Origin of the sequence: Streptomyces sp. CA-250714, from assembly GCF_050936705.1 — a bacterium.
Lineage (GTDB): Bacteria > Actinomycetota > Actinomycetes > Streptomycetales > Streptomycetaceae > Streptomyces.
This window is the reverse complement of sequence record NZ_JBNJMI010000002.1, coordinates 2,341,731-2,368,017: the sequence shown is the minus strand read 5'-3', so window position 1 is coordinate 2,368,017 and position 26,287 is coordinate 2,341,731. Positions and strand designations below refer to the sequence as shown.

At 71.9% G+C, this 26,287-nt stretch carries 24 protein-coding genes and 1 tRNA gene; 12 read left to right on the top strand and 13 right to left on the bottom strand.

The genetic code is table 11. From position 1 onward, the window contains the following. Nucleotides 1-30 precede the first annotated feature (30 nt). Entirely contained in the window at nt 31-765 is a 735-nt protein-coding gene (locus ACQEU8_RS29495) for a response regulator (protein ID WP_433106414.1), read from the bottom strand. Beyond that, a complete protein-coding gene (locus tag ACQEU8_RS29490; protein ID WP_433106412.1) occupies nt 762-1,682 on the bottom strand; it encodes an oxidoreductase in 921 nt (306 codons plus the stop codon). The genes ACQEU8_RS29495 and ACQEU8_RS29490 overlap by 4 nt, the downstream gene beginning before the upstream one ends. A gap of 150 nt (nt 1,683-1,832) precedes the next feature. Between ACQEU8_RS29490 and aroQ the strand changes: the two genes are divergently transcribed. After that, complete coding sequence (aroQ, locus tag ACQEU8_RS29485; protein ID WP_433106410.1) at nt 1,833-2,339, top strand: type II 3-dehydroquinate dehydratase; 507 nt, start codon at nt 1,833-1,835, stop codon at nt 2,337-2,339. Between the two features lie 51 nt (nt 2,340-2,390). Here aroQ and ACQEU8_RS29480 read toward each other — a convergent pair whose 3' ends face one another. Both ACQEU8_RS29480 and ACQEU8_RS29475 read right to left on the bottom strand, forming a co-directional pair. Continuing rightward, on the bottom strand, nt 2,391-2,714 hold the full coding sequence (locus ACQEU8_RS29480; RefSeq protein WP_433106408.1) for a cupin: 324 nt from the start codon (nt 2,712-2,714) through the stop codon (nt 2,391-2,393). 119 nt (nt 2,715-2,833) lie between these two features. Further along, the gene (locus tag ACQEU8_RS29475) at nt 2,834-3,727 is read right to left on the bottom strand and encodes an NAD(P)H-binding protein (RefSeq protein WP_433106406.1); all 894 of its coding nucleotides are present in this window, start codon (nt 3,725-3,727) and stop codon (nt 2,834-2,836) included. 140 nt (nt 3,728-3,867) lie between these two features. On the opposite strand from ACQEU8_RS29475, the gene ACQEU8_RS29470 reads away from it, so the two are divergent. Together ACQEU8_RS29470 and ACQEU8_RS29465 are read left to right on the top strand one after the other, a co-directional pair. Beyond that, a complete protein-coding gene (locus ACQEU8_RS29470) occupies nt 3,868-4,815 on the top strand; it encodes an AraC family transcriptional regulator (protein ID WP_433108809.1) in 948 nt (315 codons plus the stop codon). A gap of 51 nt (nt 4,816-4,866) precedes the next feature. Continuing rightward, nucleotides 4,867-5,634 carry a helix-turn-helix domain-containing protein gene (locus tag ACQEU8_RS29465; RefSeq protein WP_433106404.1) on the top strand — a complete coding sequence of 256 codons (768 nt, stop codon included), beginning with the start codon at nt 4,867-4,869 and terminating at the stop codon, nt 5,632-5,634. Here the strand turns inward: ACQEU8_RS29465 and ACQEU8_RS29460 are convergent. After that, nucleotides 5,574-5,969, bottom strand: a complete 396-nt coding sequence (locus ACQEU8_RS29460; protein WP_433106402.1) for a VOC family protein — start codon at nt 5,967-5,969, stop codon at nt 5,574-5,576. The genes ACQEU8_RS29465 and ACQEU8_RS29460 overlap by 61 nt on opposite strands. Nucleotides 5,970-6,107: 138 nt before the next feature. Here ACQEU8_RS29460 and cutA point away from each other — a divergent pair, with 138 nt between their 5' ends. The 7 genes from cutA (at nt 6,108) to ACQEU8_RS29425 (ending at nt 15,975) form a co-directional block, all read left to right on the top strand. Continuing rightward, nucleotides 6,108-6,440 carry a divalent-cation tolerance protein CutA gene (gene cutA / locus ACQEU8_RS29455; protein WP_433106400.1) on the top strand — a complete coding sequence of 111 codons (333 nt, stop codon included), beginning with the start codon at nt 6,108-6,110 and terminating at the stop codon, nt 6,438-6,440. Nucleotides 6,441-6,468: 28 nt separating this feature from the next. Then, nucleotides 6,469-7,863 carry a deoxyguanosinetriphosphate triphosphohydrolase gene (locus ACQEU8_RS29450; RefSeq protein ID WP_433106398.1) on the top strand — a complete coding sequence of 465 codons (1,395 nt, stop codon included), beginning with the start codon at nt 6,469-6,471 and terminating at the stop codon, nt 7,861-7,863. A 220-nt stretch (nt 7,864-8,083) separates the two neighbouring features. Beyond that, nucleotides 8,084-9,403: an NAD(P)/FAD-dependent oxidoreductase gene (locus ACQEU8_RS29445; protein WP_433106396.1), complete on the top strand. Its 1,320-nt coding sequence runs from the start codon at nt 8,084-8,086 to the stop codon at nt 9,401-9,403. Nucleotides 9,404-9,562: 159 nt separating this feature from the next. After that, nucleotides 9,563-11,305 (top strand): pyruvate dehydrogenase, encoded by a 1,743-nt coding sequence (locus ACQEU8_RS29440; protein WP_433106394.1) that lies wholly within the window; start codon nt 9,563-9,565, stop codon nt 11,303-11,305. A 105-nt stretch (nt 11,306-11,410) separates the two neighbouring features. Continuing rightward, nucleotides 11,411-13,327 (top strand): DNA primase, encoded by a 1,917-nt coding sequence (gene dnaG, locus ACQEU8_RS29435; RefSeq protein WP_433106392.1) that lies wholly within the window; start codon nt 11,411-11,413, stop codon nt 13,325-13,327. Between the two features lie 322 nt (nt 13,328-13,649). Further along, a complete protein-coding gene (locus ACQEU8_RS29430) occupies nt 13,650-14,945 on the top strand; it encodes an RNA polymerase sigma factor (RefSeq protein WP_433106390.1) in 1,296 nt (431 codons plus the stop codon). 211 nt (nt 14,946-15,156) lie between these two features. Further along, nucleotides 15,157-15,975, top strand: a complete 819-nt coding sequence (locus ACQEU8_RS29425; protein WP_433106388.1) for a S1 family peptidase — start codon at nt 15,157-15,159, stop codon at nt 15,973-15,975. Between the two features lie 137 nt (nt 15,976-16,112). On the opposite strand, the gene ACQEU8_RS29420 is transcribed toward ACQEU8_RS29425, so the two are convergent. The 3 genes from ACQEU8_RS29420 to ACQEU8_RS29410 form a co-directional block, all read right to left on the bottom strand. Further along, on the bottom strand, nt 16,113-18,035 hold the full coding sequence (locus tag ACQEU8_RS29420) for an ABC transporter ATP-binding protein (protein WP_433106386.1): 1,923 nt from the start codon (nt 18,033-18,035) through the stop codon (nt 16,113-16,115). Beyond that, entirely contained in the window at nt 18,032-19,765 is a 1,734-nt protein-coding gene (locus tag ACQEU8_RS29415) for an ABC transporter ATP-binding protein (protein WP_433106384.1), read from the bottom strand. The genes ACQEU8_RS29420 and ACQEU8_RS29415 overlap by 4 nt, the downstream gene beginning before the upstream one ends. Before the next feature lie 169 nt (nt 19,766-19,934). Beyond that, the gene (locus tag ACQEU8_RS29410) at nt 19,935-21,365 is read right to left on the bottom strand and encodes an FGGY family carbohydrate kinase (RefSeq protein ID WP_433106382.1); all 1,431 of its coding nucleotides are present in this window, start codon (nt 21,363-21,365) and stop codon (nt 19,935-19,937) included. A gap of 122 nt (nt 21,366-21,487) precedes the next feature. On the opposite strand from ACQEU8_RS29410, the gene ACQEU8_RS29405 reads away from it, so the two are divergent. Beyond that, nucleotides 21,488-22,630 carry a MalY/PatB family protein gene (locus ACQEU8_RS29405; RefSeq protein WP_433106380.1) on the top strand — a complete coding sequence of 381 codons (1,143 nt, stop codon included), beginning with the start codon at nt 21,488-21,490 and terminating at the stop codon, nt 22,628-22,630. 54 nt (nt 22,631-22,684) lie between these two features. Here ACQEU8_RS29405 and ACQEU8_RS29400 read toward each other — a convergent pair whose 3' ends face one another. The 4 genes from ACQEU8_RS29400 to ACQEU8_RS29385 all read right to left on the bottom strand — a co-directional run bounded on the left by ACQEU8_RS29400 (nt 22,685) and on the right by ACQEU8_RS29385 (nt 24,846). Then, a complete protein-coding gene (locus ACQEU8_RS29400) occupies nt 22,685-22,879 on the bottom strand; it encodes a hypothetical protein (protein WP_433106378.1) in 195 nt (64 codons plus the stop codon). A 292-nt stretch (nt 22,880-23,171) separates the two neighbouring features. Further along, nucleotides 23,172-23,708 (bottom strand): hypothetical protein, encoded by a 537-nt coding sequence (locus tag ACQEU8_RS29395; RefSeq protein ID WP_433106376.1) that lies wholly within the window; start codon nt 23,706-23,708, stop codon nt 23,172-23,174. Between the two features lie 290 nt (nt 23,709-23,998). Beyond that, nucleotides 23,999-24,598, bottom strand: coding sequence for a Clp protease N-terminal domain-containing protein (locus ACQEU8_RS29390; RefSeq protein ID WP_433106374.1), 600 nt, complete (start codon nt 24,596-24,598; stop codon nt 23,999-24,001). Between the two features lie 5 nt (nt 24,599-24,603). Continuing rightward, on the bottom strand, nt 24,604-24,846 hold the full coding sequence (locus tag ACQEU8_RS29385; protein ID WP_433106372.1) for a hypothetical protein: 243 nt from the start codon (nt 24,844-24,846) through the stop codon (nt 24,604-24,606). Nucleotides 24,847-24,983: 137 nt separating this feature from the next. Here ACQEU8_RS29385 and ACQEU8_RS29380 point away from each other — a divergent pair, with 137 nt between their 5' ends. Beyond that, a complete protein-coding gene (locus tag ACQEU8_RS29380) occupies nt 24,984-25,784 on the top strand; it encodes an aminoglycoside adenylyltransferase family protein (protein ID WP_433108807.1) in 801 nt (266 codons plus the stop codon). Between the two features lie 275 nt (nt 25,785-26,059). Here the strand turns inward: ACQEU8_RS29380 and ACQEU8_RS29375 are convergent. Further along, nucleotides 26,060-26,133, bottom strand: a tRNA-Ile gene (locus ACQEU8_RS29375). Nucleotides 26,134-26,287: the final 154 nt, after the last annotated feature.

Below are 26,287 nucleotides of genomic sequence, written 5' to 3'. Positions count from 1 at the left end.
TGCCGGGATCGGCCGCACAGCGCCGCCGCTTCACATCCGGTGGTAGCGGTGCTCGGGGCGGCCTGTCGTGCCGTATCGCAGGGTGACCCGTGCGGTGCCGGTCGCGACGAAGTGCTCCAGATAGCGGCGGGCGCTCACCCGGGACAGCCCGCTGTGCTCGGCGCACTCGGAGGCGGACAGCCCTGTCTCCCGGGGGCTGGCGTCGAGTGCGGAGCGCACCAGTGCCGCGGTCTGCTCGGTGAGCCCCTTGGGCAGCGGGCGGGTACGCGGACTGCGGGTGGCAACGGCAGAGCCCTCCCGGGACGGCACACCCGGTGCGCCCGTACCGCCACCGGAGAACACCCGGTCCAGCTCCTCCTGGCCGGGCGCGGTCAGCGACTCGAACTCCCGCCGCTCCCGCGCGTACCGCTCAAGGCGCTCGCTCAACAGCCGCCCCTCGAACGGTTTGACGACGTACTGCACCGCCCCGCCGTGCCGTGCGGCCCGTACGCTCGCCGCGTCCCGTGCCGCCGTGATCACCAGCACATCGGGACCCCCGCCGGGCGCACCGGAACCGCGCAGCTGCCGCAGCACCTCCAGCCCGCTCACATCGGGCAGATACAGATCCAGCAGCACCAGATCGGGTGCGGTCTCCCGCACCAGCTTGAGCGCTTCCGAACCGCTGTGCGCCACTGCTGCGACCTCGAAACCGGGCACCCGGGAGACCAGCGTGCTGTGCAGCCGGGCCACCATGAAGTCGTCGTCGACCACCAGCACCCGGATCACGAAGGCACCCCGTAGGTGACCCCCGTCAGCTGCTCCGAAGCCGCCCACAGCCGCTCTGCCGCCACATCGCTGAGTGTCCAGGGCGCCCGCCAGGACGGCGCCGGGGCGCCGCGCCAGCCCAGCAGCCGCGGCCCCGTGAAGGAGTCCGGTGCCACCCCGGGCGCCGTTGCCGCGTACAGCGTCGGCAGCGCGCCCGCCTCGGCGGACTGTGCGACAAGCCTGTTGCCCAGCGCCATCACCCGCTCGACGGCCTTCCTGCCCTCCATGCGGGCCCCGGCGGTCTGGAGATTGGTGGCCGCGTAGCCGGGGTGCGCGGCAGCGGCGATCAGCGGGGTGTCGGCGAGGAGGCGGGCCAGCTCGTGTGTGAAGAGCAGATTCGCGGTCTTGGAGCGGCCGTAGGCGATCCAGCGCCGGTAGGAGTGCTCACTGTTGAGATCCGCGATATCGATGTTGGACAGTGCGTGGAAACCGCTGGAGACGGTGACGACGCGGGGCGCGCGGGCGGCCAGCAGCCGGTCCAGCAGCAGCCCGGTGAGGGCGAAGTGCCCCAGGTGGTTGATGCCGAACTGCTGCTCGAAGCCGTCCGCCGTCCTGCCGTACGGCAGCGCCATCACACCCGCGTTGTTGATCAGCAGGTCCACCCGGTCGTCCGGCAGCTCCTTGGCGAACGCCCGCACCGACGCCAGGTCGCCCAGGTCGAGCCGGCGCAGTTCGGTCCGTGGCCCCGCCTCGGGCAGCTCCTCGACGAGCTCGTCGCGCGCCCGGCTGCCGCGCTCCTCGTCCCGGCAGGCCAGCACCACACGGGCACCGCGCCGCGCCAGCTCCCGGGCCGTCACGAGGCCGAGCCCGCTGTTGGCGCCGGTCACGACCGCCGTACGGCCGCTCTGGTCGGGGATGTTCCGCGCTGTCCAGCCCATCGCTCGCCCTGCTCCTCGCCTCGGTCAAGCCCCCCTCACTGGTGGAGGCTAGCGGCCCGCCCCCGGACGGTCGAGGTCAGCCGCACCGCGACCCTGGCCGGCTGCCCGGTCGCCAGGGCCCGGCTGCCCGGTGGGCTCTAGGCTGCCCCCATGAACGCGAATTCCCCCTCTGCTGCGCCGTTCGCCGGCTCCTCCACAGCACCGCGTGTGCTGCTCCTGCACGGGCCCAATCTCAATCTGCTCGGCGAGCGCGACAAGGCCACCTACGGCAGCACCACCCTGCGGGACGTCGAAGAGCGCACCACGGCACTGGGCAAGGAACTGGGCGCCGAGGTGCGCTGCGCGCAGAGCAACAGCGAGGGAGCGCTCATCGATTTCGTGCACGGCACCCGCAGCGGTGACAACGGCATCGTCTTCAACCCCGGCGCCTACGCGCACTACAGCTACGCACTGCGTGACGCCATCGAGGCCGTCGCCGGACTCGGCATCCCCTGCGTGGAGGTGCACATCTCCAACGTGCACGCCCGCGAGCCCTTCCGGCACACCTCGGTGACCGCGCCGGTGTGCCAGGGCATGGTCTCCGGACACGGCGTCTTCGGCTACGAGCTGGCGCTGCGCTCGGTACTGCACCGCATCGCGGAGTGGAGCGCGCGTTAGGCCGTCTCCGGCATGCCCTCCCCCTCCCTTTCGGTGAGAGGGCGCCCCCGGTCAGTCGGTGCCCGTCACCGCCGTCAGGATGAACACCGTGTCCTCCAGCGCGAGAACACCGTGCCGCAGATGCGGCACCCGCTGGATCTGCCCGGTGCCGACGTCCTGGTCGGCGGTGCCCTCGGTGAGCCGGATACTGCCCTGGAGGACGTGGACGCTCGCCGCGGGAGGCGTGTTGTGCTCCTCCAGCGCCGAGCCCTTCGTCAGCGCGATGACGGACTGCCGCAGCGGCCCGTCGTGCAGGAAGAGGTACGCGCTGCGGCCGTGCGGGTCTTTCCTTGCCAGCGCCATGTGCTCGGCTGCCAGGGCGGTCACATCATCCATGCGTCCATCGTGCCCCGCACGGCACACGATGCAACCGGGCGACCCGCGGTACCGCCGCGGATTCCCTCCGTGAGCCCCGCCCGGGCCGGACCGCCGTGGGCCCCGCCCGGGCAGGACCGTCAGTCCTGCCACGCGCCCTTCGCCGCCGCCTCGCGCGCGAAGTCGGCGAAGTCCCGGGGCGGCCGGCCCAGCACCTCCCGTACGCCGTCCGAGACGACCGCGTTGCGCCCGTCCAGCAGCTGGGCGAACAGCTCGCCCAGGAACGCCACCAGCGCCGGCTCCAGGCCCTGCCCGGCCAGCCACTCGGCGTACTCCTCGAGCGGCATCGGCACATAGCGCACCGCAGGCCCGCCCGCCGCGGCCAGCTCGGTGACGGCCTCCGAGTAGCTGAGCAGCCGCGGCCCCGTCAGATCGTGGATCCGCCCGTGGTGGCCGTCTTCCGTCAGCGCGGCCACCGCCACGTCCGCGATGTCGTCCGCGTCGATGAACGGCTCGCGTACGTCGCCCGCGGGGAAGGGCAGTTCGCCCGCCGCTACGTACGGCAGGAAGACGCCCTCGCTGAAGTTCTGGAAGAACCAGCTCGTGCGCAGGATCGTCCACTCGGTGCCCGCTTCCCGTACCGCCTGCTCCGTCGGGAGTGCCAGGTCCTCGCCGCGCGCCGAGAGCAGCACCAGCCGCCGCACCCCGGCCCGTGCGGCGCGCTCCCCGAAGGCGCGCACCGCCTGTGCGGAGCCCGGGGCGCCCACGTCGGGCTGGCAGATGATGAAGACGGCGCCCACTCCCTCCACCGCTGCGTCCCAGGTGGCGGGGGACTCCCAGTCGAACGGCGGCTCACCTGAGCGGGAGCCCACCCGCACCGGGTGGCCGCGCTCGCGCAGCCGCTCGACGACTCGGCTGCCGTTCTTGCCGGTGCCGCACAGGACGAGGACGGGGGCCGGGGAGTTCTGCTGCTGTGCTGTGTCCGCTGCTGCGTTCGCTGTCGTTGTCGCGTTCGTGCTCGTGTGCTGTGTCATGACTCAAGACAACGCCGTGCGGCCGGAGAAGAACATTGCTCAGCGGCTCAGCTCCATGTCCGAGCGTCTAAGCTGCTGTTGTGACGGTGGTTGTGACAGGGGACGCGAGCAGTGCGCAACAGGCGGAGCATGCCGACGGGCTGACCGAGGCGCTCACCGACGTGCTGAGCGGGGCGCGGGCGCGGGGCGGGCTCTTCCACCGGGCGGTGCTCGCGCCGCCGTGGAGCGTACGGGTGCAGGACGGCACCCCGCTGTCCGTGGCGTCCATGCTGCGCGGTGAGGGCTGGGTGCTGCACTCCGAGGACCCACGGGCGGTACGGCTGGCGCCGGGCGATGTGGCGGTGCTGCGCGGGCCGGCGCCGTATGTGCTCGCCGACGACCCGGCGACCGAGCCGGGGCTGCTGATCCAGCCCGGCGACTGCTGCACCACCCCGGACGGGGTGGACATGTGCGAGGAGCTCGCGCTGGGGGTGCGTACCTGGGGGCGCAGTCTGGAGGATCCCACCGCACTGCTGAGCGGCAACTACCAGCTGCACGGTGACCTCAGCGCACGACTGCTCGACGCGCTGCCGCCCGTTCTGGTGCTGCGGAAGCAGGAGTGGGACGCGGAGCTGCTGGCGCTGGTCGCCGCGGAGGTCGTCAAGGACGCACCGGGCCAGCAGATGGTGCTCGACCGGCTGCTGGACCTGCTGCTGGTCTCGGTGCTGCGCGCCTGGTTCGCCCGTCCGGAGGCGCGTGCCCCCGCCTGGTACCGCGCGCAGAGCGACCCCATGGTCGGGGTGGCGCTGCGGCTGTTGCACGAGCAGCCCGGGCACGGCTGGACGGTGGCGGCCCTCGCGGCCAAGGCCGGGGTCTCCCGGGCGAGCCTCGCCCGCCGCTTCACCGAACTGGTCGGCGAGCCGCCCATGACCTATCTCGCCCACTGGCGCATCGACCTCGCCGCACGGCTGCTCCGCGAACAAGGCGCGACCCTGGGCGCGGTGGCCCGCAGGGTCGGGTACGCGGACGGTTTCGCCCTGAGCGCTGCCTTCAAACGGCTGCGCGGCGTCAGCCCCACGGCCTACCTGGCGGGGGCCGGCACCGGCTGAGCCGTCCGGCTTCCCGGCAGCGCTGTCAGTGGGCGGGTGCATCCTGGGCCCATGTACGAGGAACGGGCATCGCGGCTGCGCGGCGCCATGGCCTGGACCCGGGCCCCCGCGCCGCCGGGTACGACCGGCCGGGTGCTGCCCGACGGGTGCATGGACCTGCTGCTGTGGAACGGCGAACTGATCGTCGCCGGGCCCGACACGCGCGCGTATCTGGCCACGGAACGCAGGGGCCTACGGGTGTACGGACTGCGGCTGCCACCCGGCACAGGACCCCGCGTCTTCGGCGCACCCGCCTGGGAGCTGCGTGACCGGCGGATACCGCTGGCCGACCTGTGGCCCGGCAGCCAGGTGCGCGAGCTGCACGAGCGGGTCGCCCAGGCCCGCGACCCGCTCGCCGCCCTGGAGGGGGTCGCGGCGGGGCGACTGACAGCCGAGCGGCACGCCGCCGCCGACCCGCACGGCGCCGTACTGGTGGAGACCGTCGTCGCGGCGCTGCGGGACGGCGCCGGTGTCGCCCAGGTCGCCCGCCGCGTCGGACTGAGCGAACGTCAGCTGCACCGCCGCTGCCGGGACGCCTTCGGGTACGGCGCCAAGACGCTGGCCCGGGTGCTGCGGATGCAGCGGGCGCTGGAGCTGGCCGCGGCGGGCACGCCGCTGGCCGAGACCGCGCTGCGTGCGGGGTACGCCGACCAGGCCCATCTGGCCCGCGAGATCCGCGCGTTGGCGGGCGTCCCGATGACGGAGCTGGTCCGCGGCCGTCAGCCGAGCGGCGCGAACAGGTCGATCCCGTTGCCGTCCGGGTCGAGCACGGTGGCGTAGCGCTGCCCCCACTCGGCGTTCCACGGGGCGTGGTGGCCCTCGTAACCGGCGTCGATCAGCTCGCCGTACGCCTTGTCGACCTCGGCGGGTGAGTCGCACAGAAAGGCCAGCCCGATCCGGCCGGCACCGTGGGGCGGCGCCGTCCAGTCCGGGTCGAACGAGCGGACGGTCTCCTCGGTGTCCCACGCGAGCCGCACGCCGCCGGGGCCGGTGCACTCCACATGCGGAAGGGTGTCCGCGTCCGCGGGGATGTCGAGCCCGAGCCGCCGGTAGAAGGCCAGCGAGGCGGCCAGGTCGGAGGTGACGATGCCGATGAGGTCGAAACGAAGTGTCATACCGGCACGCTATGGCGCTGCGCCCGCCCCGTCTTGAACGTTTCGGCCGCTCCTCCGCGAACGTTTCGGCCCTCCTCCGCGACAGAGACGACAGACGAGACAGACACCACCGAATGGCACCCCGATTACGGTGGACGGATGGCCGAGATCCTCACCGTACTGACGACGACCAGCTCCCAGGAGGACGCCAAGGCGCTCGCCGCGGCCGCGATCGAGCGCAGACTGGCGGCGTGCGCGCAGCTCAGCGGGCCCGTCACCTCGGTGTACCGGTGGGAGGGCGCCGTCCAGACGGACCCCGAGTGGCAGGTGCTGTTCAAGACGAGCGCCGCGCGCTACGACGCGCTGGAGGCGTATCTGCGCGAGGCCCACCCGTACGACGTGCCGGAGATCATCGCCACCCCCGTGGTCCGCGGCAGCGCGGACTACCTGCGGTGGGTCGAGGACGAGACGCGGCCCTCCCAGCAGCCCTGAGGCCGCGCCCTCCGGTTACGGTCGGCGTATGCACGCCACCTACGGCACACCCGACGAGGGCCAACCGGCCCCCGGCACACCGGCGGCGAGCGGTACCCCGCCGGCGCCCCGCTATGTGCCCGCCGACGTCGAGCGCTGGGTGCCGGAGCCGGACAAGCGCCCGGGGCGTACCGCCTTCCAGCGGGACCGCGCCCGCGTCCTGCACTCCGCAGCGCTGCGCAGGCTGGCGGGCAAGACCCAGCTGGTGGCGCCGGGCAGCGCCAGTCCCGCATGGGACGCGACGCCGCGCACCAGGCTGACGCACTCCCTGGAGTGCGCCCAGGTGGGCCGGGAGCTGGGTGCCGCGCTGGGCTGCGACCCGGATCTGGTCGAGACGGCGTGCCTGGCCCACGACCTGGGCCACCCGCCGTTCGGCCACAACGGTGAGGCCGTGCTGGCCGAGATCGCCGCACCGGCGGGCGGCTTCGAGGGGAACGCGCAGTCCCTGCGGCTGCTGACCCGGCTGGAGCCCAAGCGGTTCTCCGAGGAGCCGGACGGCCAGCCGTACGTCGGCCTCAATCTGACCCGCGCCGCGCTGGATGCCGCCACCAAGTACCCGTGGCGGCGCGGTGAGCACCCGGCGGACCCGGACTCGCCGAAGTTCGGCGTCTACGAGGAGGACCTGCCCGTCTTCCAGTGGCTGCGCAAGGGCGCGCCGGAGGGCCGTACGTGCTTCGAGGCGCAGGTCATGGACTGGTCGGACGATGTGGCCTACTCGGTGCACGACCTGGAGGACGGCATCCGCGGCGGGCACCTGGACCCGCGCATGCTGCGGTCCGGGCCCGAGCGGAGCGACGTGTTCGCCGTCGCCGCCGAGCGGTACGCACCCGGCGCGGGGGACGGCGAGCTGGCCGCCGCGCTCGACCGGCTGCAGGCGCAGGAGTGGTGGCCGCACAGCTATGACGGCACGGCCCGGGCCCAGGCCCGGCTCAAGGACGCCAGCAGCCAGCTGATCGGCCGCTTCTGCCTGGCCGCCGAGGCCGCGACCCGCACCGCCTACGGCTCGGGCCCGATGACCCGGTACACCGCCGAGCTGATCGTGCCGCAGTCCTCGTGGCTGGAGTGCGCCGTCCTCAAGGCGGTCGCCGACCGCTATGTGATGCAGCGCCCGGACCTGGAGCGGCTGCGGAGCGAGCAGCGGGTCGTCGTCCACGAACTGGCCGAGGCACTGCTGGCCCGCGCGCCCGAGGGCCTGGACCCGCAGTACGCGGACCTGTACGCCGAGGCGGACGGCTCCGCGGAGCCGTACGCGGCACGGCTGCGCGTGGTCGTCGACCAGATCTCCACGCTCACCGACGCCGCGGCCCGCTCCCTGCACACGGAGCTGACGGCACGAGGGCGGCGCGGACGGTCCGCGAGCCCGGCGCGAGGGCGGTCCGGATGATCCACGAGCCCGGCGCGAGGGGTGTCCGTCCCACTGGGCAGCGCCCCGCGCCCGCCCGGCGCCACGGAACTCGCCGGGGCGCTCATACGTCCCATCCATGCCCCCTGCCTCTTCCCGCGCCTGCCCCGATGCGGGACGCTCACGTGTGGACGACGGGGGACAGCACGACGGGGGACAGCACGGCCCGCAGGGGGCAGCGTCTTCGAGGAGGAGGCTTCAAGTGGTCGACGCACACCGTACGTTCGTCATCGTCGGTGGGGGGCTGGCGGGGGCGAAAGCCGCCGAGGCCCTGCGCGCGGAGGGGTTCACCGGCCGCGTCATCCTGATCGGCGACGAGCGCGACCATCCCTACGAACGCCCCCCGCTCTCCAAGGGCTACCTCACCGGTTCGGACGAACGTGACAGCGTCTTCGTGCACGAGCCCGCCTGGTACGCGGGCGCCGACATCGAGCTCCATCTGGGGCAGCCCGCCGTGCAGCTCGACCGGGCGGGCAAGTCGGTACGGCTGGGCGACGGCACCCGCGTCCACTACGACAAGCTGCTGCTGGCCACCGGGGCCGAGCCGCGCCGGCTGGAGATCCCCGGCACCGATCTGGCGGGCGTCCACCACCTGCGCAGACTTGCGCACGCCGACCGGCTGCGCGGGGTGCTGAGCGCGCTCGGCCAGGAGAACGGACACCTGGTGATCGCCGGCGCCGGCTGGATCGGCCTCGAGGTGGCCGCGGCAGCGCGGACGTACGGCGCCGAGGTCACCGTCGTCGAGCCGGAGCCCACCCCGCTGCACACCGTGCTCGGCCCCGAGCTGGGCGCGCTCTTCGCCGACCTGCACCGCGAGCACGGCGTCCGCTTCCACTTCGGCGCCCGGCTGACCGAGATCACCGGCACCGACGGCATGGTCGTCAGCGTGCGCACCGACGACGGCGACGAGCACCCCGCGCACGACGTGCTCGCCGCCATCGGCGCGGCCCCGCGCACCGCGCTGGCCGAGGCGGCGGGGCTGGAGCTGGCCGCAGGGCCGGGCGGCGGCATCGCGGTGGACGCCTCGCTGCGCACCAGCGACCCGGACATCTACGCCACCGGTGACGCCGCCGCCGTGGCCCATCCGCTGCTCGGCGAACGGCTCCGGGTGGAGCACTGGGCCAACGCCCTCCACGGCGGTCCCGCCGCAGCCCGCGCCATGCTCGGCAAGGACGTCTCCTACGACCGGGTGCCGTATTTCTTCTCCGACCAGTACGACCTCGGTATGGAGTACTCCGGCTACGCCCCGCCCGGCTCCTACGACCAGGTGGTGTGCCGGGGCGATGTGGGCAAGCGCGAGTTCATCGCCTTCTGGCTGCGCGACAACCAGGTGCTGGCCGGGATGAACGCCAACGTCTGGGATGTGACCGGGCCCATCCAGGACCTGATCCGCTCCGGCGTCCGGGTGGATCCGCACGCGCTGGCCGACCCGGGTGTGCCCCTCGAGTCGCTGGGCACCACGAATGGTGCGGGAACGGCTGGGGCGAAGGGTGCAGCCGGAGGGGCCGCCGATCCCGCGTAGCGGCTGGGCCGCCGGATTCGCGTGATGCCAGGGCGGCGGTTGGGGAATACGTTCTCCGTAAGAGCTCTGCGTGAGCCTTGCAAGACGTGAGTGCCTTGCGTAGGAGCGTTGCCCCGTACCGCCGCCCTCCGTGTGCGGCGAGCTGAGGACGAGTGAGCCATGGCGAAGCAGACGGTGGCCGAGCAGTTCGTCGACACCCTGGTGCGCTGCGGAGTGGAGCGTCTCTACGGCGTGGTGGGGGACAGTCTCAATCCCGTCGTCGACGCCATCCGGCGAACCCCGGGCATCGACTGGATCCAGGTCCGGCACGAGGAGGCGGCCGCCTTCGCGGCAGGCGCCGAGGCGCAGCTCACCGGAAAGCTCGCCGCGTGCGCCGGCTCCTGCGGCCCAGGAAATCTGCACCTGATCAACGGGCTCTTCGACGCGCACCGCTCGATGGCGCCCGTCCTCGCGCTGGCCTCGCACATCCCCAGCAGCGAGATCGGCACCAGCTTCTTCCAGGAGACCCACCCCGAGCGGCTCTTCGTGGAGTGCAGCCACTACAGCGAGCTGATCTCCAGCGAGCAGCAGATGCCCCGGGTGCTCCAGACCGCCATCCAGCACGCCGTCGGCCGGCAGGGCGTCAGCGTCGTCGCGCTCCCCGGCGATCTTGCCTCCGAGCCCGCGCCCGAGAGCCCCGTGGAGCACGCGCTGGTCACCTCGCGCCCCACCGTGCGCCCCGGGGACGCGGAGATCGACGCGCTGGTGCGCATGATCGACGACGCGGAGAAGATCACCCTGTTCTGCGGCGCCGGCACCGCGGGCGCGCACGAGGAGGTCATGGAGTTCGCCGAGCGGCTCAAGGCCCCGGTGGGGCACGCGCTGCGCGGCAAGGAGTGGATCCAGTACGACAACCCCTACGACGTCGGCATGAGCGGGCTGCTCGGCTACGGCGCCGCCTACGAGGCCACCCACGAGTGCGATCTGCTGATCCTGCTGGGCACCGACTTCCCGTACAACGCGTTCCTGCCGAAGAACTGCAAGATCGTCCAGGTCGATGTGCGCCCCGAGCACCTCGGCCGCCGCACCCGGCTCGACCTCGCGGTCTGGGGCGACGTACGCGAGACGCTGCGCTGCCTCACGCCGCGTGTCCGGGCCAAGGCCGGCCGCAGATTCCTCGACCAGATGCTCAAGAAGCACGCCGACACGCTGGAGGGTGTCGTCAGGGCCTACACCCGCAACGTCGAGAAGCACACCCCGATCCACCCCGAGTACGTGGCGTCCGTGCTGGACGAGGAGGCGGCGGACGACGCCGTCTTCACCGTCGACACCGGGATGTGCAATGTGTGGGCGGCCCGCTACATCACCCCGAACGGGCGGCGCCGGGTGATCGGCTCGTTCAGCCACGGCTCGATGGCCAACGCCGTGCCGCAGGCCGTCGGCGCGCAGTTCCTCGACCGGAGCCGGCAGGTCATCTCGATGTCGGGCGACGGTGGCTTCGCCATGCTGATGGGGGAGTTCCTCACGCTGGTCCAGTACGACCTGCCGGTCAAGGTGGTGCTGTTCAACAACTCCTCGCTCGGGATGGTCGAGCTGGAGATGATGGTCGACGGCATGCCGGCGTACGGCACGCACAACCGGAACCCCGACTTCGCCGCCCTCGCCCAGGCCGCCGGCGCGCACGCCGTCCGCGTCGAGAAGCCGAAGCACCTGCGCGGCGCCCTGCGGGGTGTGCTGGCGCACAGGGGGCCCGCGTTGATCGACATCGTGACCGACCCGCACGCGCTCTCCCTCCCGCCCAAGATCACCCGCGAACAGCTGAGCGGCTTCGCACTCTCCGCCGGCAAGACCGTGCTGGACGGGGGAGTGGGACGGATGGTGCAGATGGCACGGTCGAACCTGCGGAACATCCCGCGCCCCTGAATCCGCGTGCCGCAACTCCTTCCCCGCGAAGAAGGCGACGCCGCGAACCTCGCACCCCCTCCGGGAGGGGGCGGCCATGTCAGCGGCGGCCCGTAGACTCGGGGCGTGGCTGGGAGGATCAACGACGAGGACGTGAAGGCGGTCAGGGACGCGGTCCCGATCGACTCCGTGGTGTCGGAGTACCTTCAGCTCCGCAACGCGGGCGGCGGCAACCTCAAGGGGCTGTGCCCGTTTCATGATGAGAAGTCCCCTTCCTTCCATGTGAGCCCGAGCAAGGGGCTCTACCACTGCTTTGGCTGCCAGGAGGGCGGGGACACGCTCGACTTCGTGATGAAGGTCGACCATCTGTCCTTCTCCGAGGCCGTCGAGCGGCTCGCGGCCCGTGCCGGTATCACGCTGCGCTACGAGGAGGGCGGCTACGGCCGCGCCTCGCAGCAGGGTGAGCGCACCCGGCTGGTGGAGGCGCACAAGATCGCGGCGCGGTTCTACGCCGAGCAGCTCGACGGGCCCGAGGCGGAGATCGGCCGGCGCTTCCTCGCGGACCGCGGTTTCGACCAGGAGGCGGCCCGGCACTTCGGCATCGGCTACGCCCCGGCGGGCTGGGACCATCTGGTGCGCTATCTGCGCGGGCAGGGCTTCACGGACAAGGAGATGACGCTCTCAGGGCTCGCCCAGGAGGCGCGCAACGGGCGGCCCATCGACCGCTTCCGCGGTCGGCTGATGTGGCCGATCCGGGACATCACAGGGGATGTCGTCGGCTTCGGTGCGCGCAAACTGCGCGAGGACGACCAGGGGCCGAAGTACCTCAACACGCCCGAGACGCCCATCTACCACAAGTCCCAGGTCCTCTACGGCATCGATCTGGCCAAGCGCGAGATCGCCAAGGCCAATCGCGCCGTCGTCGTCGAGGGCTACACCGATGTGATGGCCTGCCATCTGGCCGGGGTCACCACCGCCATCGCCACCTGCGGCACCGCCTTCGGCGGGGAGCATGTGAAGATCCTCCGCCGGGTGCTGATGGACAACGCCCAGTCGGAGGTCGTCTTCACCTTCGACGGCGACGCGGCGGGCCAGAAAGCCGCGCTGCGCGCCTTCGAGGACGACCAGAAGTTCGCGGCCCGCACCTGGATCGCGCTGACGCCGGGCGGTATGGACCCGTGCGATCTGCGGCTCGCGCAGGGTGACGAGGCGGTGGCCAAGGTGGTGGAGAGCCGTACCCCGCTCTTCGACTTCGCCATCCGTTCGATCGTGGACCGGCACAACCTCGATACGGCCGAGGGGCGTTCGGCCGCGCTGGAGGAGGTCGCGCCGGTCGTCACCCAGATCAAGGACCCCTCCATCCGGCGCGGCTACGCGGTACGGCTGGCCGGGCTGCTCGGCATCGTGGACGAGGAGTTCGTCGTCCGCCGCGTCGCCCAGCTCGCCCGGTGGGCGCGCGAGCGCGGCCAGGCGCCTCCGCGCTCGGCGGCCCGCGCCTCCCGCGGCCCCGAATCCCCCGCGGTGCAGGCCCCGTTCGTGCCGCGCGGCCCCGACCTGAACCTGCGCAGCCCCGCACACCGCGTCGAGCGGGAGCTGCTGAAGCTGGCGCTCCAGCGCCCCGAGCTGGTCTCGCCCGCCTTCGACGCCTACGGGGCCGACGAGTTCACCGCGCCGCCGTACGCCGTGGTGCGGCAGGCGCTGGAGGCTGCCGGCGGCGCCGAGGCCGGGATCGGGGACAGCGGCTATCTGGGCCGGGTCCGGGACGCGGCGCCGGACGACACGGTGCGCTCGCTGATCACCGAGCTGGCCGTCGAACCACTGCGCAGCGCCCGCAACCGCGAGGTCGACGAGGCGTACGCGGGTGAGCAACTCGTCGCCGTACGCCGCGCTGCCGTCAATGCCCGTATCGGCGAACTGGAGGGTGCGGCCCGCAGGTTGGAGGCGCGCCAGGAGTACGAGCAGTCGGCGGGCGTGCGCCAGCAGATCTGGACTCTCCAGCAGTACGGCATCGCGCTGCGCGAGCGGGGCGCGGCGGCGCTCTGACGCCGCGCGGAGAGGCGCGCCCCGAAGGGGACGGGGAACTGCGCGACAAGCCAGCCGATCACTCGTGGCCTGCGGCGAAACGGCAAGGGGCGGCCCCTGCCCGGACCCCGGCAACGGGGCAGGAGTGGGACAGCGGCACCCCACCCCACCGTGTCGGTGCGTGCGCAACCCGTCACCGATTCATGGAAAAACCGCGCGCACGCCTCTCGTGGCAGGCGTGTGTCGTACTCCACACTGGTGAGCGGTGCCTGAGTCCTCGGAGCGGGGTGGTGCTGGCCGGAACGGGCCAAAATCCCCCGCGGATCCGCACGTTTCGTACGGGATGGAGCGCGGCCCGGCCGCAGCCGTCCCCGTCTCGCACGCCGCCCCCGAACCGGCAGCGATCACACTGGAGGTCGCCCCCGTGCAGACCCGGACCCTGAAAGCGGCGCGTCTCGCCGCCCCGACCGCCCCCCTGGCCCCGGGTCACGCGCCGTCGGCGCCCCCCGCGCGTCCAGGGCAGCACCCCGCACCTGAACCGCCCTTCGAGGCGCCGGTGCCCCTGCCGGCCGCCGTCGTGCCGGACGGCGCCCTCGCCCCGCCCCAGGCGCCCCCCGCCGAGACCGAACCCGGCGAGACCGAACCCGCCGAGACGGTGCCGCCGCAAGGTGGTGCGCCGGAGGCCGAGGCGGAACCGGCCGCGCCACAGCGGGAGCTGTCCGCGACCGGCCCTTCGGCGGACCTGTTCCGCCAGTATCTGCGCGAGATCGGCCGTATCCCGCTGCTGACCGCCGCCGAGGAAGTGGAACTGGCCCGCAGCGTGGAGGCGGGGCTGTTCGCCGAGGAGAAACTGGCGGGCACGCCCAGTCTGGACGGGGAGCTCGCGCTCGATCTCGACCGGCTGGTGGTGCAGGGCAGGGTCGCCAAGCGCCGGCTCATAGAGGCGAACCTGCGGCTGGTGGTCTCCGTCGCCAAGCGCTATGTGGGCCGCGGGCTGACCATGCTCGACCTCGTCCAGGAGGGCAACCTGGGGCTGATCCGCGCGGTGGAGAAGTTCGACTACGCGCGGGGCTACAAGTTCTCCACGTACGCGACCTGGTGGATTCGTCAGGCCATGTCCCGCGCGCTGGCCGACCAGGCCCGTACGATCCGCGTCCCGGTGCATGTCGTCGAGCTGATCAATCGGGTGGTGCGGGTTCAGCGCCGGATGCTCCAGGAGCGCGGCTACGAGCCCACGGCCGAGGAGGTCGCAGCCCAACTCGACCTGTCGGAGGAGCGGGTGAGCGAGGTGCTGCGGCTCGCTCAGGAACCGGTGTCGCTGCACGCGCCGGTGGGCGAGGAGGACGACGTCAACCTCGGCGACCTCATCGAGGACGGCGACGCGCCCTCCCCGGTGGAGTCGGCCGCCTTCATGCTGCTGCGGGAGCACCTGGAAGCGGTGCTCTCCACGCTCGGCGAGCGCGAACGCAAGGTGGTGCAGCTGCGGTACGGGCTGATCGACGGCAGGCCGCGCACGCTGGAGGAGATCGGCCGGCTCTTCGGCGTCACCCGGGAGCGGATCCGGCAGATCGAGTCCAAGACCCTCACCAAGCTGCGGGATCACGCCTTCGCCGACCAACTCCGGGGCTATCTGGACTGATTCTGAACCGGTGGCGATCGAAGCCGGCTGATTGAGGCACTCTTGTCAGCTTGTTCGAGCCCTCTCCATAATCGCGGCAGCATTTCGCGGACCGGCCCTCTGTGACAGGACGTCTTGCGTGCGTGCTCGCTGTCGTTTGGCATGGGCATGATCTACGTAAAAACGGGCGTCGGGTGCGGTTCGCGAGCAACCCCCCACGAGAGGAAGCCCGTTGAAGCACACCGGGATACCCACCAAGCACCTCACGAGAGTCACCGCCGTCGGCGCCGTCGCGCTCGCCGCCTTCAGCCTCAGCCCCTCGGTCGCCTCCGCGATGCCGACCGACGGCCCCGGCGGCGGTGACCCGAGCGCCAGCATCGTCGGCGGCACCAAGGCGAAGCAGGGCGAATTCCCCTTTATGGTACGGCTGTCCATGGGCTGCGGCGGCTCGCTGCTCACCAAGGACATCGTGCTGACCGCCGCCCACTGCGTCGACGGCAGCGGCCCCGACACCAGCATCACCGCCACCGGCGGAGTCGTCGACCTGGAGGACTCGGCCGCCAAGACGGCCAAGTCCACCGAGGTCGTCCAGGCACCCGGCTACAACGGCACGGGCAAGGACTGGGCCCTCATCAAGCTGGACAAGCCCATCGACCAGCCGACCCTGCCCATGGCCAAGGACGCCTCCCTCAACAAGGGCGACTTCACCATCGCCGGATGGGGCGCCGACAAGGAGGGCGGCGAGCAGCAGCGCTACCTGCTCAAGGCCGAGGTGCCATTCGTGGACGACGCCACCTGCAAGACCGCGTACTCCAACCTCGTCGAGGACGAGGAGCTGTGCGCCGGGAAGATGGACACCGGCGGTGTCGACTCCTGCCAGGGCGACTCCGGCGGACCGATGTTCCGCAAGGACGACGCCGGTGAGTGGGTCCAGGTCGGCATCGTCAGCTGGGGCGACGGCTGCGCCAGGCCGGGCAAGCCCGGCGTGTACACGGAGGTCAGCACGTTCGCGAAGGACATCCAGGCGGCCGCCGACAAGCTGGGTGGCTGAGCTTCGGCTCTTCCGTTCCGGCCGTGGCCCGCGGGCGTGTTGTCGCGGGTCACGGCCGGTTCGGCACCACCGGTCGCCTCGTCGCCGGTTCTCGCCGTCGCGGTGGGGGAGGGTGCCCGGCCGGAGGGGGGCTGTTCTCAGTTCACCTCCGCCACCGCGGCGGCGAACTGCGACCGGTACAGCCGCGCGTAGGCGCCCCCCGCGGACAGCAGGCTCTCGTGGGTGCCCTGTTCGACGATGGAGCCGTCCTCCATCACCAGGATCACGTCCGCGTCCCGGATGGTGGAGAGGCGGTGGGCTATCACGAAGCTGGTGCGCTCCGAGGCCAGCCGCTCCATCGCGCGCTGGATCAGCACCTCGGTACGGGTGTCGACGGAGCTGGTCGCCTCGTCCAGCACCAGGATCACCGGATCCGAGAGGAAGGCGCGGGCGATGGTGATGAGCTGCTTCTCGCCCGCGCTGACGCTGTCGCCCTCGGCGTCCAGCACCGTGTCGTAGCCGTCCGGCAGAGTGCGGATGAACCGGTCCGCGTGCGCGGCCCGCGCCGCTTCCTCCACCTGTTCGCGGGTGGCTCCCTGGGCCCCGTACGCGATGTTCTCCGCGATGGTGCCGCCGAACAGCCAGGTGTCCTGGAGCACCATGCCGATGCCGGCGCGCAGTTCCTCCCGGGACATGGCCGCGATGTCGGTGCCGTCCAGCAGGATGCGGCCGTCCCGCACCTCGTAGAACCGCAGCAGCAGATTGACCAGGGTGGTCTTGCCGGCGCCTGTGGGGCCGACGATCGCCACCGTCTGGCCGGGCTCGACCGCCAGTGACAGATTCTCGATCAGCGGTTTGTCCTCGGAGTAGCGGAACGAGACGTTCTTCAGCTCCACCCGGCCGCGCTGCTCGGACGGCCGCTCGGCGTGCGCCGCGTCGGGGTCGGGGGACTGCTCCTCCGCGTCGATGATCTCGAAGACCCGCTCGGCCGAGGCCACTCCGGACTGGACGAGGTTGGCCATCGAGGCGACCTGGGTGAGCGGCTGGCTGAACTGCCGCGAGTACTGCACGAACGCCTGTACGTCACCGATGGACAGCGCCCCCGAGGCCACCCGCAGTCCGCCGACGACCGCCACCAGGACGTAGTTGAGGTTGCCGACGAACATCATCGCGGGCTGCATGATCCCGCTGATGAACTGCGCCTTGAAACCGGCCTGGTAGAGCTTCTCGTTCTGCTCGGCGAAGACCTCGGCCGACTCCTGCTGCCGCCCGAAGACCTTCACCAGCGCATGCCCGGTGTACATCTCCTCGACGTGCGCGTTCAGCGCGCCGGTCGACTTCCACTGGTCGACGAACTGCGGCTGCGCGCGCTTGCCCACCCGTGTGGCGATCAGCGCCGACAGCGGCACCGTCACCAGCGCTACCAGTGCCAGCAGTGGCGAGATCCAGAACATCACGCCCAGCACACCGATGATCGTCAGCAGCGAGGTGATGAGCTGGCCCATGGTCTGCTGGAGCGTCTGGCCCAGATTGTCGATGTCGTTGGTGACCCGCGACAGCACCTCGCCGCGCGACTGCCCGTCCAGGTAGGACAGCGGCAGCCGGCCCAGCTTGGCCTCCACCTGTTCGCGCAGCCGGAAGACGGTGCGGGTGATGATGCGGGAGGATATGCGCCCCGCCCACAGCATCAGCAGTCCGGCCGCGGCGTAGACGGCGACGACCACCAGCAGCACCCTGCCCACAGCGCCGAAGTCGATGCCCTGGCCAGGGGTGAAGTCCATACCGGAGAGCATGTCCGCGGCGCCGTCGTCCCCGCGCTGCCGCAGCTCCTCCAGCGCCTGCTGCTTGCTGAGCCCGTCCGGCAGCTTCTCCCCGACGAAGCCGCCGAAGACCAGGTCGGTGGCGTGCCCGAGGATCTTCGGTCCGATCACGCTCAGTCCGACGCTGACGACGAGTACGGCCAGCATCAGCAGCAGCCGGCCGCGCTCCGGCCTGAACTGCCTCAGCAGACGTCTGCCCGACCCCTTGAAGTCCATGGACCGCCGGGGCGGCGCCCCGGCCATTCCCCCGGGCCCACTCATGAGGCCTCACTTTCGGTCAACTGGGAGAGCACGATCTCCCGGTACGTCTCGTTGCTCTCCATCAGCTCGTGGTGCTGTCCCATGCCCACGGCGCGGCCCTCGTCCAGTACGAGGATGCGGTCGGCGTTCCGGATGGTCGCCACGCGCTGGGCGACGATGACGACCGTCGCGTCCGCGGTCCGGCGGGCGAGCGCCGCCCGCAGCGCCGCGTCGGTCGCGTAATCCAGCGCGGAGAACGAGTCGTCGAACAGATAGATCTCCGGCCGGTGCACCAGTACCCGGGCTATGGCCAGCCGTTGCCGCTGCCCTCCGGAGACGTTGCTGCCGCCCTGGGCGATCGGCGCGTCGAGGCCGCCTTCCATCCGCTCCACGAACTCCTTGGCCTGCGCGACCTCGAGGGCCTCCCACAGCTCCTCGTCACTCGCCTCCGGCCGGCCATAGCGCAGATTGGAGGCGACTGTCCCGGAGAACAGGTACGGGCGCTGCGGTACGAGGCCCACCGTGCTCGCCAGCAGCTCGGGGGCCAGGGTGCGCACGTCCTCCCCGTCCACGAGGACTTGGCCCTCCGTCGCGTCGAACAGCCGCGGCACCAGGCCCAGCAGCGTCGACTTGCCGCTGCCCGTCGAGCCGATCACAGCAGTGGTCTCGCCGGGCCGCGCCACCAGGTCGATGCCCTGCAGCACCGGCGCCTCGGCACCGGGGTAGCCGAACCCTGCGCCGCGCAGCTCCAGATGGCCGTGCCGGCGCAGCGCGGTGACCGGTGCGAGGGGCGGTACCACGCTGGAGTCGGTGGCCAGCACCTCCTGGATGCGCTCGGCGCACACCTCGGCGCGGGGCACCATCATGAACATGAAGGTGGCCATCATCACCGCCATCACGATCTGCATCAGATAGGCGAGGAACGCGGTCAGCGAGCCGATCTCCATGTCACCGCTGCTGATGCGGTGCGCCCCGAACCAGACCACGACGACGCTGGAGACGTTCACCACGGTCATCACGACGGGGAACATCAGCGCCATCAACTGGCCGGTGCGCAGCTGCACATCGGTCAACTCGGTGTTGGCCTCATGGAAGCGGCGGCGCTCGTAGTCGTCCTTGACGAAGGCACGGATGACGCGGGCACCGGTGATCTGTTCACGCAGGATGCGGTTGACGTTGTCCAGCCGCTCCTGCATGGACCGGAACAGCGGCCGCATCCGGCGGACGATCAGCCCGACGGTGATGCCGAGCACCGGCACCACGCCCAGCAGTACGGCCGAGAGCGGCACGTCCTGGCCGAGTGCCATGAAGATGCCGCCGAAGCACATGATCGGCGCGGAGACCAGCAGCGTGAAGGCCATCAGCGTGACCGTCTGCACCTGCTGCACATCGTTGGTGGTGCGGGTGATCAGGGAGGGCGCGCCGAACTGGCCGACCTCGCGGGCCGAGAAGGACTGCACCCGGTCGAAGACGCCCGCGCGGATGTCGCGGCCGACCGCTGCGGCGGTACGCGCACCCAGATGGACGGCGCCGATGTTGCAGACCACCTGCACCACGGAGACGGCCAGCATGAAGCCGCCGTACCGCAGTATGTAGCCGGTGTCGCCGCGCACGACACCGTTGTCGATGATGTCCGCGTTGAGCGTGGGCAGATAGAGCGTGGCGCTCGTCTGTATGAGTTGCAGCAGCACGAGCAGCGCGATCGGCCGCCGGTACTGGCGCAGCCGGGCGCGGAGGAGGCGGATCAGCACACGGATTTCCTCGGTCGGTCAGTGAGGGCGAAGCAAGGAGGGCAGAAGTGAACGAGCGTACAAGTGTGCGGCTCGGTCCTGCCTCTCCTTTGTTTGTTTCCGGTGCTTCCATGACCGAGTCATCGGCAAAGGGCACAGGACTGATCGGCGCCCCCGGCCGCGGGGCGCACTACGCCGGCACAGTCCCCGGATACGTCTGCGCCAGGGCTCCCGGATACATCTCCTCGCGCACGGTCGCGTACTGCTGCCGCACGGCCTGTCCGACGGCCCGGTCCTCGCCCGCCTCGAACACCTGGCACGCCGCGGCGGGCCACTGGGGCGGATAGCCGGAGCCCGACAGCGCCCAGGCCGCCTGCCGGGCGGCGCCGATCGCGGCGTAGTCGGCGGGCTCGGGCACCACGATCTGCGCGTCCAGCAGCGCGGGCGCCGCGTCCCGGACAGCGGCCAGCCCCGCGGCCTGGCCCAGCAGGAAGACCCGCCGGACGGACACCCCGCGGTTGCGCAGCACCTCCAGCGCGTCCGCCAGCCCGCACAGCATCCCCTCGACGGCGGCCCGCGCCAGGAATTCGGGCTTCATGCTCTCGCGCCGCAGCCCGTGCAGCGAGCCGGCCGTGTGCGGCAGCTGCGGCGTCTGCTCGCCCTCCAGATACGGCAGCAGCACCAGCCCCGAGGAGCCGGGGGTGGAGGTCAGCGCCAGCTCCGAGAGGCCCTCCAGATCGGTGCCGAGCATCCCGGCGGCGCCGCGCAGCACCCGCGTCGCGTTGAGGGTCCGTACCACCGGCAGGTGCAGTCCGGTCGCGTCGGCGTAGGAGGTGATGGTGCCGGAGGGGTCGACGAGCGCCTCATGGTGGACGGCGCACACCGAGCCCGTCGCCCCCAGCGAGATCACCACGTCACCGAGGCCGACGCCCAGCCCGAAGGCGGCGGCCATCGTCTGGCCCGTACCGGCGGAGATCAGCAGCCCCTCCGGGGTGTGCCCGGCGGGCTGCGCCGGACCGATCACCTCGGGGAGCCCCACCTGGTGGCCGAGTGCCAGCTCGACCAGGTCGGGGCGGTAGGACTCGGTGGCCGCCGACCAGTAGCCGGTGCCCGAGGCGTCCCCGCGGTCGGTGACCCGCCGCGCCGGGCGGCCCAGCAGCTGCCAGACCAGCCAGTCGTGCGGCTGCATGATCTCGGCGACCTGCCGCGCCGCGTCCGGCTGCTCGCGGGCCAGCCAGCGCAGCTTGGAGACCGGGTGCGCGGCCTGCGGGACGGTGCCGACGGCCTGCGCCCACGCCTCGCGCCCGCCGAGCGCGTCGATCAGGTCGGCCGCCGCCGGCTGCACCCGCTGGTCGTTGCCGAGCAGCGCGGGCCCGACCGGCGTCCCCGCGCTGTCCAGTGCGACGAGACCCTGCTGCTGCGCCGAGACGCCGATCGCCTGCACCTCGGCGAGCTGCCCGCCGCCCGCTGCCGTACCGAGGGAGAGCAGCCACGACTGCGGGTCGTCGCGCTCGGCCGGGTGCTCGGCGTGGCCGTGCCTGACGACCGCACCCGTCTCCGCGTCACAGACGACGATGCTTGTGTACTCGGCTGAACTGTCCAGTCCGGCGACTATCCCCATGGCCGGAATGATGCCTCATAGTCACCCGTACCGGGCCCGCTACCCAGCCGGCGTGACCCACGCCGCACCACCCGGCCCGCAGCCGGCCGCCCGGAACGGCACGACGACCGGAAGGAGCACCGTTGTCCAACCCCCTGCGCAGGCCGACCCTGGAGGAACTGCGCCGCCGTACGAGCATGAAGTGGCGCACCTATGACGCCGATGTGCTGCCCCTGTGGGTGGCGGAGATGGACGTACATCTGGCGGAGCCGGTCGCCGAGGCGATCGGTGCGGCCGTACGGCTGGGCGACACCGGCTACCCGGCGGGCACCGGCTACGCGGACGCCTGGGACGACTTCGCGCGGCGCCGCTGGGGCTGGGAGGTCCCGGCGGCGCGCACCGCGATCGTCCCGGACGTGATGCTCGGCGTCGTCGAGGTGCTGAAGCTGGTGACCGGCCCGGGCGACACGGTCGTGGTCAATCCGCCCGTCTACCCGCCCTTCTACCAGTTCGTCTCGCACCTGGACCGGCAGGTGCTGGGGGCCCCGCTCGACCAGGCGGGGCGGCTCGATCCGGAGGCGCTGGAGGCCGCGTTCGCCAAGGCCACCGAGGGCGGGCGCCGCGCCGCCTACCTGCTGTGCAGCCCGCACAACCCCACCGGCACGGTGCACACGGCACAGGAGCTGACCGAGGTCGCCGCGCTCGCCGGCGCGAACGGCGTGCGCGTGGTCGCGGACGAGATCCATGCGCCCCTGGTGCTGCCCGGCGCCCGCCATGTGCCGTACCTCTCGGTGCCGGGCAGCGAGAACGCCTTCTGTCTGCTGTCCGCCTCCAAGGCCTGGAACCTGGCCGGACTCAAGGCGGGGCTGGCCGTCGCGGGCGGTGCGGCGGCCGGTGAACTGGCCGCCATGCCGGAGGAGGTCAGCCACGGCCCCAGCCACCTGGGCATCATCGCCCACAGCGCGGCGCTGCGGCACGCCACCGACTGGCTCGACGGACTGCTGGCCGGACTGGACGAGAACCGCCGGCTGCTGGGTGAGCTGCTGGCCGACAGCCTGCCCGAGGTCGGCTACCGGCCGCCCCAGGGCACCTTTCTCGCCTGGCTCGACTGCCGCGCCCTGGGGCTGGGCGACGACCCGGCCGCCGCCTTCCTCCGGCGCGGCCGGGTCGCCCTCAACTCCGGCCCCGCCTTCGGCACCGGAGGCGCGGGGCACGTACGGCTGAACCTGGCGACCTCGCCCGGGATCCTGGAGGAGGCCGTGCGCCGGATGGCGTCGGTGCGGTGAAGAGTCCGGCCCGCGCATGATGTGGCCGATCGTGCTGATTCGGTGCGCGACTTGTCACCTCCGCGCCGGCCGGGCGGCCCCGCTCGACGGGCGGCCCTCGGGGAAGGCGGCGGTGACCGTCACCTCGCCGGCCGTCGCCGAGGGGGCCGGCGGCGTGCCACTGCCTGCCCTGGCCGCTCCGGCGGGCAGCAGCGCCATCGCACAGGCGGCCGCGATGACCGCGCCGTTGACGGGAGAGAGGGTGCGCATGGATCTCCTCCAGCGGAAGAAAGTAAGACACCGGTCATATCGGTCGAACCGGGGCCTCACAGTAGGAGGCTGCGGCACCCGCGGCGGGTATTCGCACGCGACGGCGGGTCGTACGGAAGCAGGTCGTACCGGAGTCGCACGGAGTCGTACGGAAGGGGCCCGGCGCCATCAAGATGACGCCGGGCCCCGGGCTTTGCGGCTCCCCGTCGGCCGCGGTCGGTTCAGCAACGGTGCCGTAGATCAGCCGTGCCCGGTCGGGCGGCACGGCCGGCAGCGGCTGCGCTGCCCAAGGTCAGCAGCGCTTCTGGGAGTACGCCTGGTAGCTCTGCGGTGAGCCCGCCGGGCGCAGGCTGCCCACGCCGGAGGTGCAGTCCTCGACCGTGTTCGCCCCGTCCGTCCAGAACTCCTGCTGCTTGGTGGCGTTCCACGCCTTGGCGGCGTGCACCGAGTCGTCGCTGTAGCTGTAGACACCGGCGGTGATGTCATAGGGAGCCGCGGTCTTGCGGAAGCTCTCCCAGACCCACACGTAGCCGTAGTTCTCGTTGCACTTCTTCGAGTAGAACTGCTTGACCGAGGCGATCGTCGTCGTACCCCGCTTGATCAGTCCGCGCTCACCGATCGGCACCGCGTCGTCGCAGACGCCCGCGGCCTGCGCCAGCCTGCTCGCCGGGTTCCCCTCGGGAGACGGGGCGGTGGAGCGGGCCAGCTTCTGCGAGTGGGACGGCGGAGTGGCCGGACCGCTGCCGGCGTACGCCGCACCGGCGGGCAGGAGCACCAGCGCCGTGGTCGCTGCGACCAGTGCGCCTTTTGAGAACCGTGTGGAACGCATAGTGATTTTTTCCCCCTCTTTGATGAAGAACTATTGCATTCGAGATATCCCTGACATCGGCGGCATGAGGCTGATGTGCGGGATACCCAGTACGACACGTTGGTACCGCAAGGGGTTGTACGCCACCAACCGCCTGATACGACAAGTTGACGCCGCGTCATGCCACTTGGGTTCCCATCTGTCACTGCCGCCCCAGGCGATGACTGCGGCAACGGCTGAGGCGGACTGAGATCGGACCGAGGCGATGACTGGGAGCGGTGGGCTGAGGCGTTGGGGCTGACAGCCCGGGCTCAGGCCGCCGTACGCAGATCGTCGAGCACCAACTCCCGTACCACCTCCGGCTCGATGCCGAGGCGGGCGAAGAGGGCGAGGGAGATGTTGTCCTCGGAGCGCAGCACCCCGAGCACCACATGCTCCACGCCGATGCCCCGGTCCTTGCGCGTCAGCGCCTCCCGCAGCGCCTGCTTGAGCACCTTCTTCGCCCGCGCGGCGAACGGCACATGGCGGGTGAGCGTGCCCTCGCCCTTGCCACGGCCCCGCCCGCGCTTCGTACGGCCGGAGTCCGGCGCCGCGTCCAGTGCGCCCGCACCGAACGACTCCTCCGCGCGCCTGCGCACCGCCTCCAGATCGATCCCGAGGGCACGCAGCGCCTCCGCGTCCTCCGGGCCGAGGTCCTCCCGCGCCCCGGGCACCACACCCGCGACCGCCGCCCGGCACGACGTCGTGGTGATGCCGAGCCGGACGAGCGTCGCCGCGCCGGGCTGCTCCGGGTGGTGCAGCGCGGCGAGCAGCAGATGCTCGGTGCCGATCCAGTCGTGCCCGAGCGAGTTGGCCTCGTCCTGCGCGCGGATCACCACGTCCCGCGCCTCCCTGCTGAACCGTTCGAACATCGGCCCTACCTCCCTGTCCGCTTCGCGTGCTTCTTGTGTACGGCCTGCCTGCTGACCCCGAGGGCGGCGCCGATCTCGTCCCAGGACCAGCCCTGCCGGCGTGCGTTGTCGACCTGGAGCACCTCCAGCCGTTCCGCGAGCCGCCGCAGCGCGGCCACGGCCCGCAGTCCGACTGCCGGATCACCGTTCAGTGCGGCCTGGGCGGTGTGCACCGCCTCATCGGCCTCCTCCGCTTCCGTTCCTGCCATGCTGTCAACCTAGGGTGACAAGCCGGGTCGTGTCAACCTTCATTGACACCTTCTGGGCTTCGGGCGCGACCGGCCGGGGTAGTGGCTCGCGAGAACGGAGACTGCATCGTCCGCAAGGAGGTCCGGTGACGCAGGCCATGGCTGCTGCACGGGTGGTCCGCCACGTGCTCGGCACCGATGTGGTGGGCGGATATCTGCACGGCTCCGCGGTGCTCGGCGGGCTGCGCCCGCACAGCGACGTGGATGTGTTCGCAGTGGTGCGGCGGCGTACCTCAGAGGGCGAGCGCAGGGCGCTCGTCGAGGGGCTGCTGGAGATCTCCGGCGAGAAGGCCCGGCTCGGCCCCGCCCGCCCGGTCGAGCTGACCGTCGTCGTCCAGGACGACATCCGCCCCTGGCGCTACCCACCGCGCCGTGAGTTCCAGTACGGCGAGTGGCTGCGCGACGCCTACGAACGGGGCGAGACACCCTCGCCCGCGCCTGACCCCGACCTCGCCCCACTGATCACGATGGTGCTGCTCGGGGACACCGCGCTGTTCGGCCCGCCGCCCGCGGACGTGCTCGACCCCGTCCCGACGGCAGACCTCCGGCGTGCGCTGGCCGCCGGAGTCCCGGACCTGCTGGCCGAACTGGAGCTGGACACCCGTAACGTCGTGCTGACGCTCGCCCGCATCTGGACGACCTTGGAAACCGGGCTCGTCCAGCCCAAGGACGCAGCCGCCGACTGGGCCCTCGCCCGCCTCCCCGCCGAACACCGTCCCGTACTGGCCCGCGCACGCGCCGGCTATCTCGGACAGCAGGACGAGCACTGGGACGACCTGCTGCCCCGGCTGCGCCCGTACGCCGAGTACGTCGCAGGGGTCATCGACCGCACGGCGAACGGCTCGCCGTCCGCGCCCGCGCCCGCGCCGCCACAGGCACCCGGGGCCGATCCCGCTTGAGGCTGACGCGGAGGTGCCGGGACCGGGGGAGGGGAGGGCGTACTGGGCCGGCCTGGCGCCGTCCCGTGTGTCCCGCGCGGCGCTCGCGGCGGGCGCGGGTGGGGGCGTGGGTGCGGGCAGCGAGTGCCGGCGGGGGAAGCCACGATCGGGTGACCGGCCAGGGGCCCAGGGCGCTGGGCCGGACTGCCGCCCGATACGCCGCACGGGGCGCCCGGTCTTCCGGAGCGCCCCGCCGAAGGTACAGCTTGGAACGTTTCTGCACGGTTGTGCTGGGGTGGGGCGGGTGGGACTCGAACCCACGGCCGACGGATTATGAGTCCGCTGCTCTAACCGGCTGAGCTACCGCCCCGTAACGGCGCACCGCGCACATCTGTGCGCGCCGTCTGCCGCAGCATAACCGTTCATAGGATCTGCCGCCCGCGCCGGGGGAGATCTACGCAGGTGAGGACCGCGAACCAAGGGTGATCGGTTCCCGCTCGTGGTCAACTTCCGTGCAGATCACG

Bases quoted from the DNA above. Each gene is read 5' to 3' on its own strand.
- ACQEU8_RS29490 (WP_433106412.1), bottom strand. From the start codon at position 1,682: ATGGGCTGGACAGCGCGGAACATCCCCGACCAGAGCGGCCGTACGGCG.
- aroQ (WP_433106410.1), top strand. From the start codon at position 1,833: ATGAACGCGAATTCCCCCTCTGCTGCGCCGTTCGCCGGCTCCTCCACA.
- ACQEU8_RS29480 (WP_433106408.1), bottom strand. From the start codon at position 2,714: ATGGATGATGTGACCGCCCTGGCAGCCGAGCACATGGCGCTGGCAAGG.
- ACQEU8_RS29475 (WP_433106406.1), bottom strand. From the start codon at position 3,727: ATGACACAGCACACGAGCACGAACGCGACAACGACAGCGAACGCAGCA.
- ACQEU8_RS29465 (WP_433106404.1), top strand. From the start codon at position 4,867: ATGTACGAGGAACGGGCATCGCGGCTGCGCGGCGCCATGGCCTGGACC.
- ACQEU8_RS29460 (WP_433106402.1), bottom strand. From the start codon at position 5,969: ATGACACTTCGTTTCGACCTCATCGGCATCGTCACCTCCGACCTGGCC.
- cutA (WP_433106400.1), top strand. From the start codon at position 6,108: ATGGCCGAGATCCTCACCGTACTGACGACGACCAGCTCCCAGGAGGAC.
- ACQEU8_RS29450 (WP_433106398.1), top strand. From the start codon at position 6,469: ATGCACGCCACCTACGGCACACCCGACGAGGGCCAACCGGCCCCCGGC.
- ACQEU8_RS29440 (WP_433106394.1), top strand. From the start codon at position 9,563: ATGGCGAAGCAGACGGTGGCCGAGCAGTTCGTCGACACCCTGGTGCGC.
- ACQEU8_RS29430 (WP_433106390.1), top strand. From the start codon at position 13,650: ATGGAGCGCGGCCCGGCCGCAGCCGTCCCCGTCTCGCACGCCGCCCCC.
- ACQEU8_RS29420 (WP_433106386.1), bottom strand. From the start codon at position 18,035: ATGAGTGGGCCCGGGGGAATGGCCGGGGCGCCGCCCCGGCGGTCCATG.
- ACQEU8_RS29410 (WP_433106382.1), bottom strand. From the start codon at position 21,365: ATGGGGATAGTCGCCGGACTGGACAGTTCAGCCGAGTACACAAGCATC.
- ACQEU8_RS29400 (WP_433106378.1), bottom strand. From the start codon at position 22,879: ATGCGCACCCTCTCTCCCGTCAACGGCGCGGTCATCGCGGCCGCCTGT.
- ACQEU8_RS29395 (WP_433106376.1), bottom strand. From the start codon at position 23,708: ATGCGTTCCACACGGTTCTCAAAAGGCGCACTGGTCGCAGCGACCACG.
- ACQEU8_RS29390 (WP_433106374.1), bottom strand. From the start codon at position 24,598: ATGTTCGAACGGTTCAGCAGGGAGGCGCGGGACGTGGTGATCCGCGCG.
- ACQEU8_RS29385 (WP_433106372.1), bottom strand. From the start codon at position 24,846: ATGGCAGGAACGGAAGCGGAGGAGGCCGATGAGGCGGTGCACACCGCC.
- ACQEU8_RS29380 (WP_433108807.1), top strand. From the start codon at position 24,984: ATGGCTGCTGCACGGGTGGTCCGCCACGTGCTCGGCACCGATGTGGTG.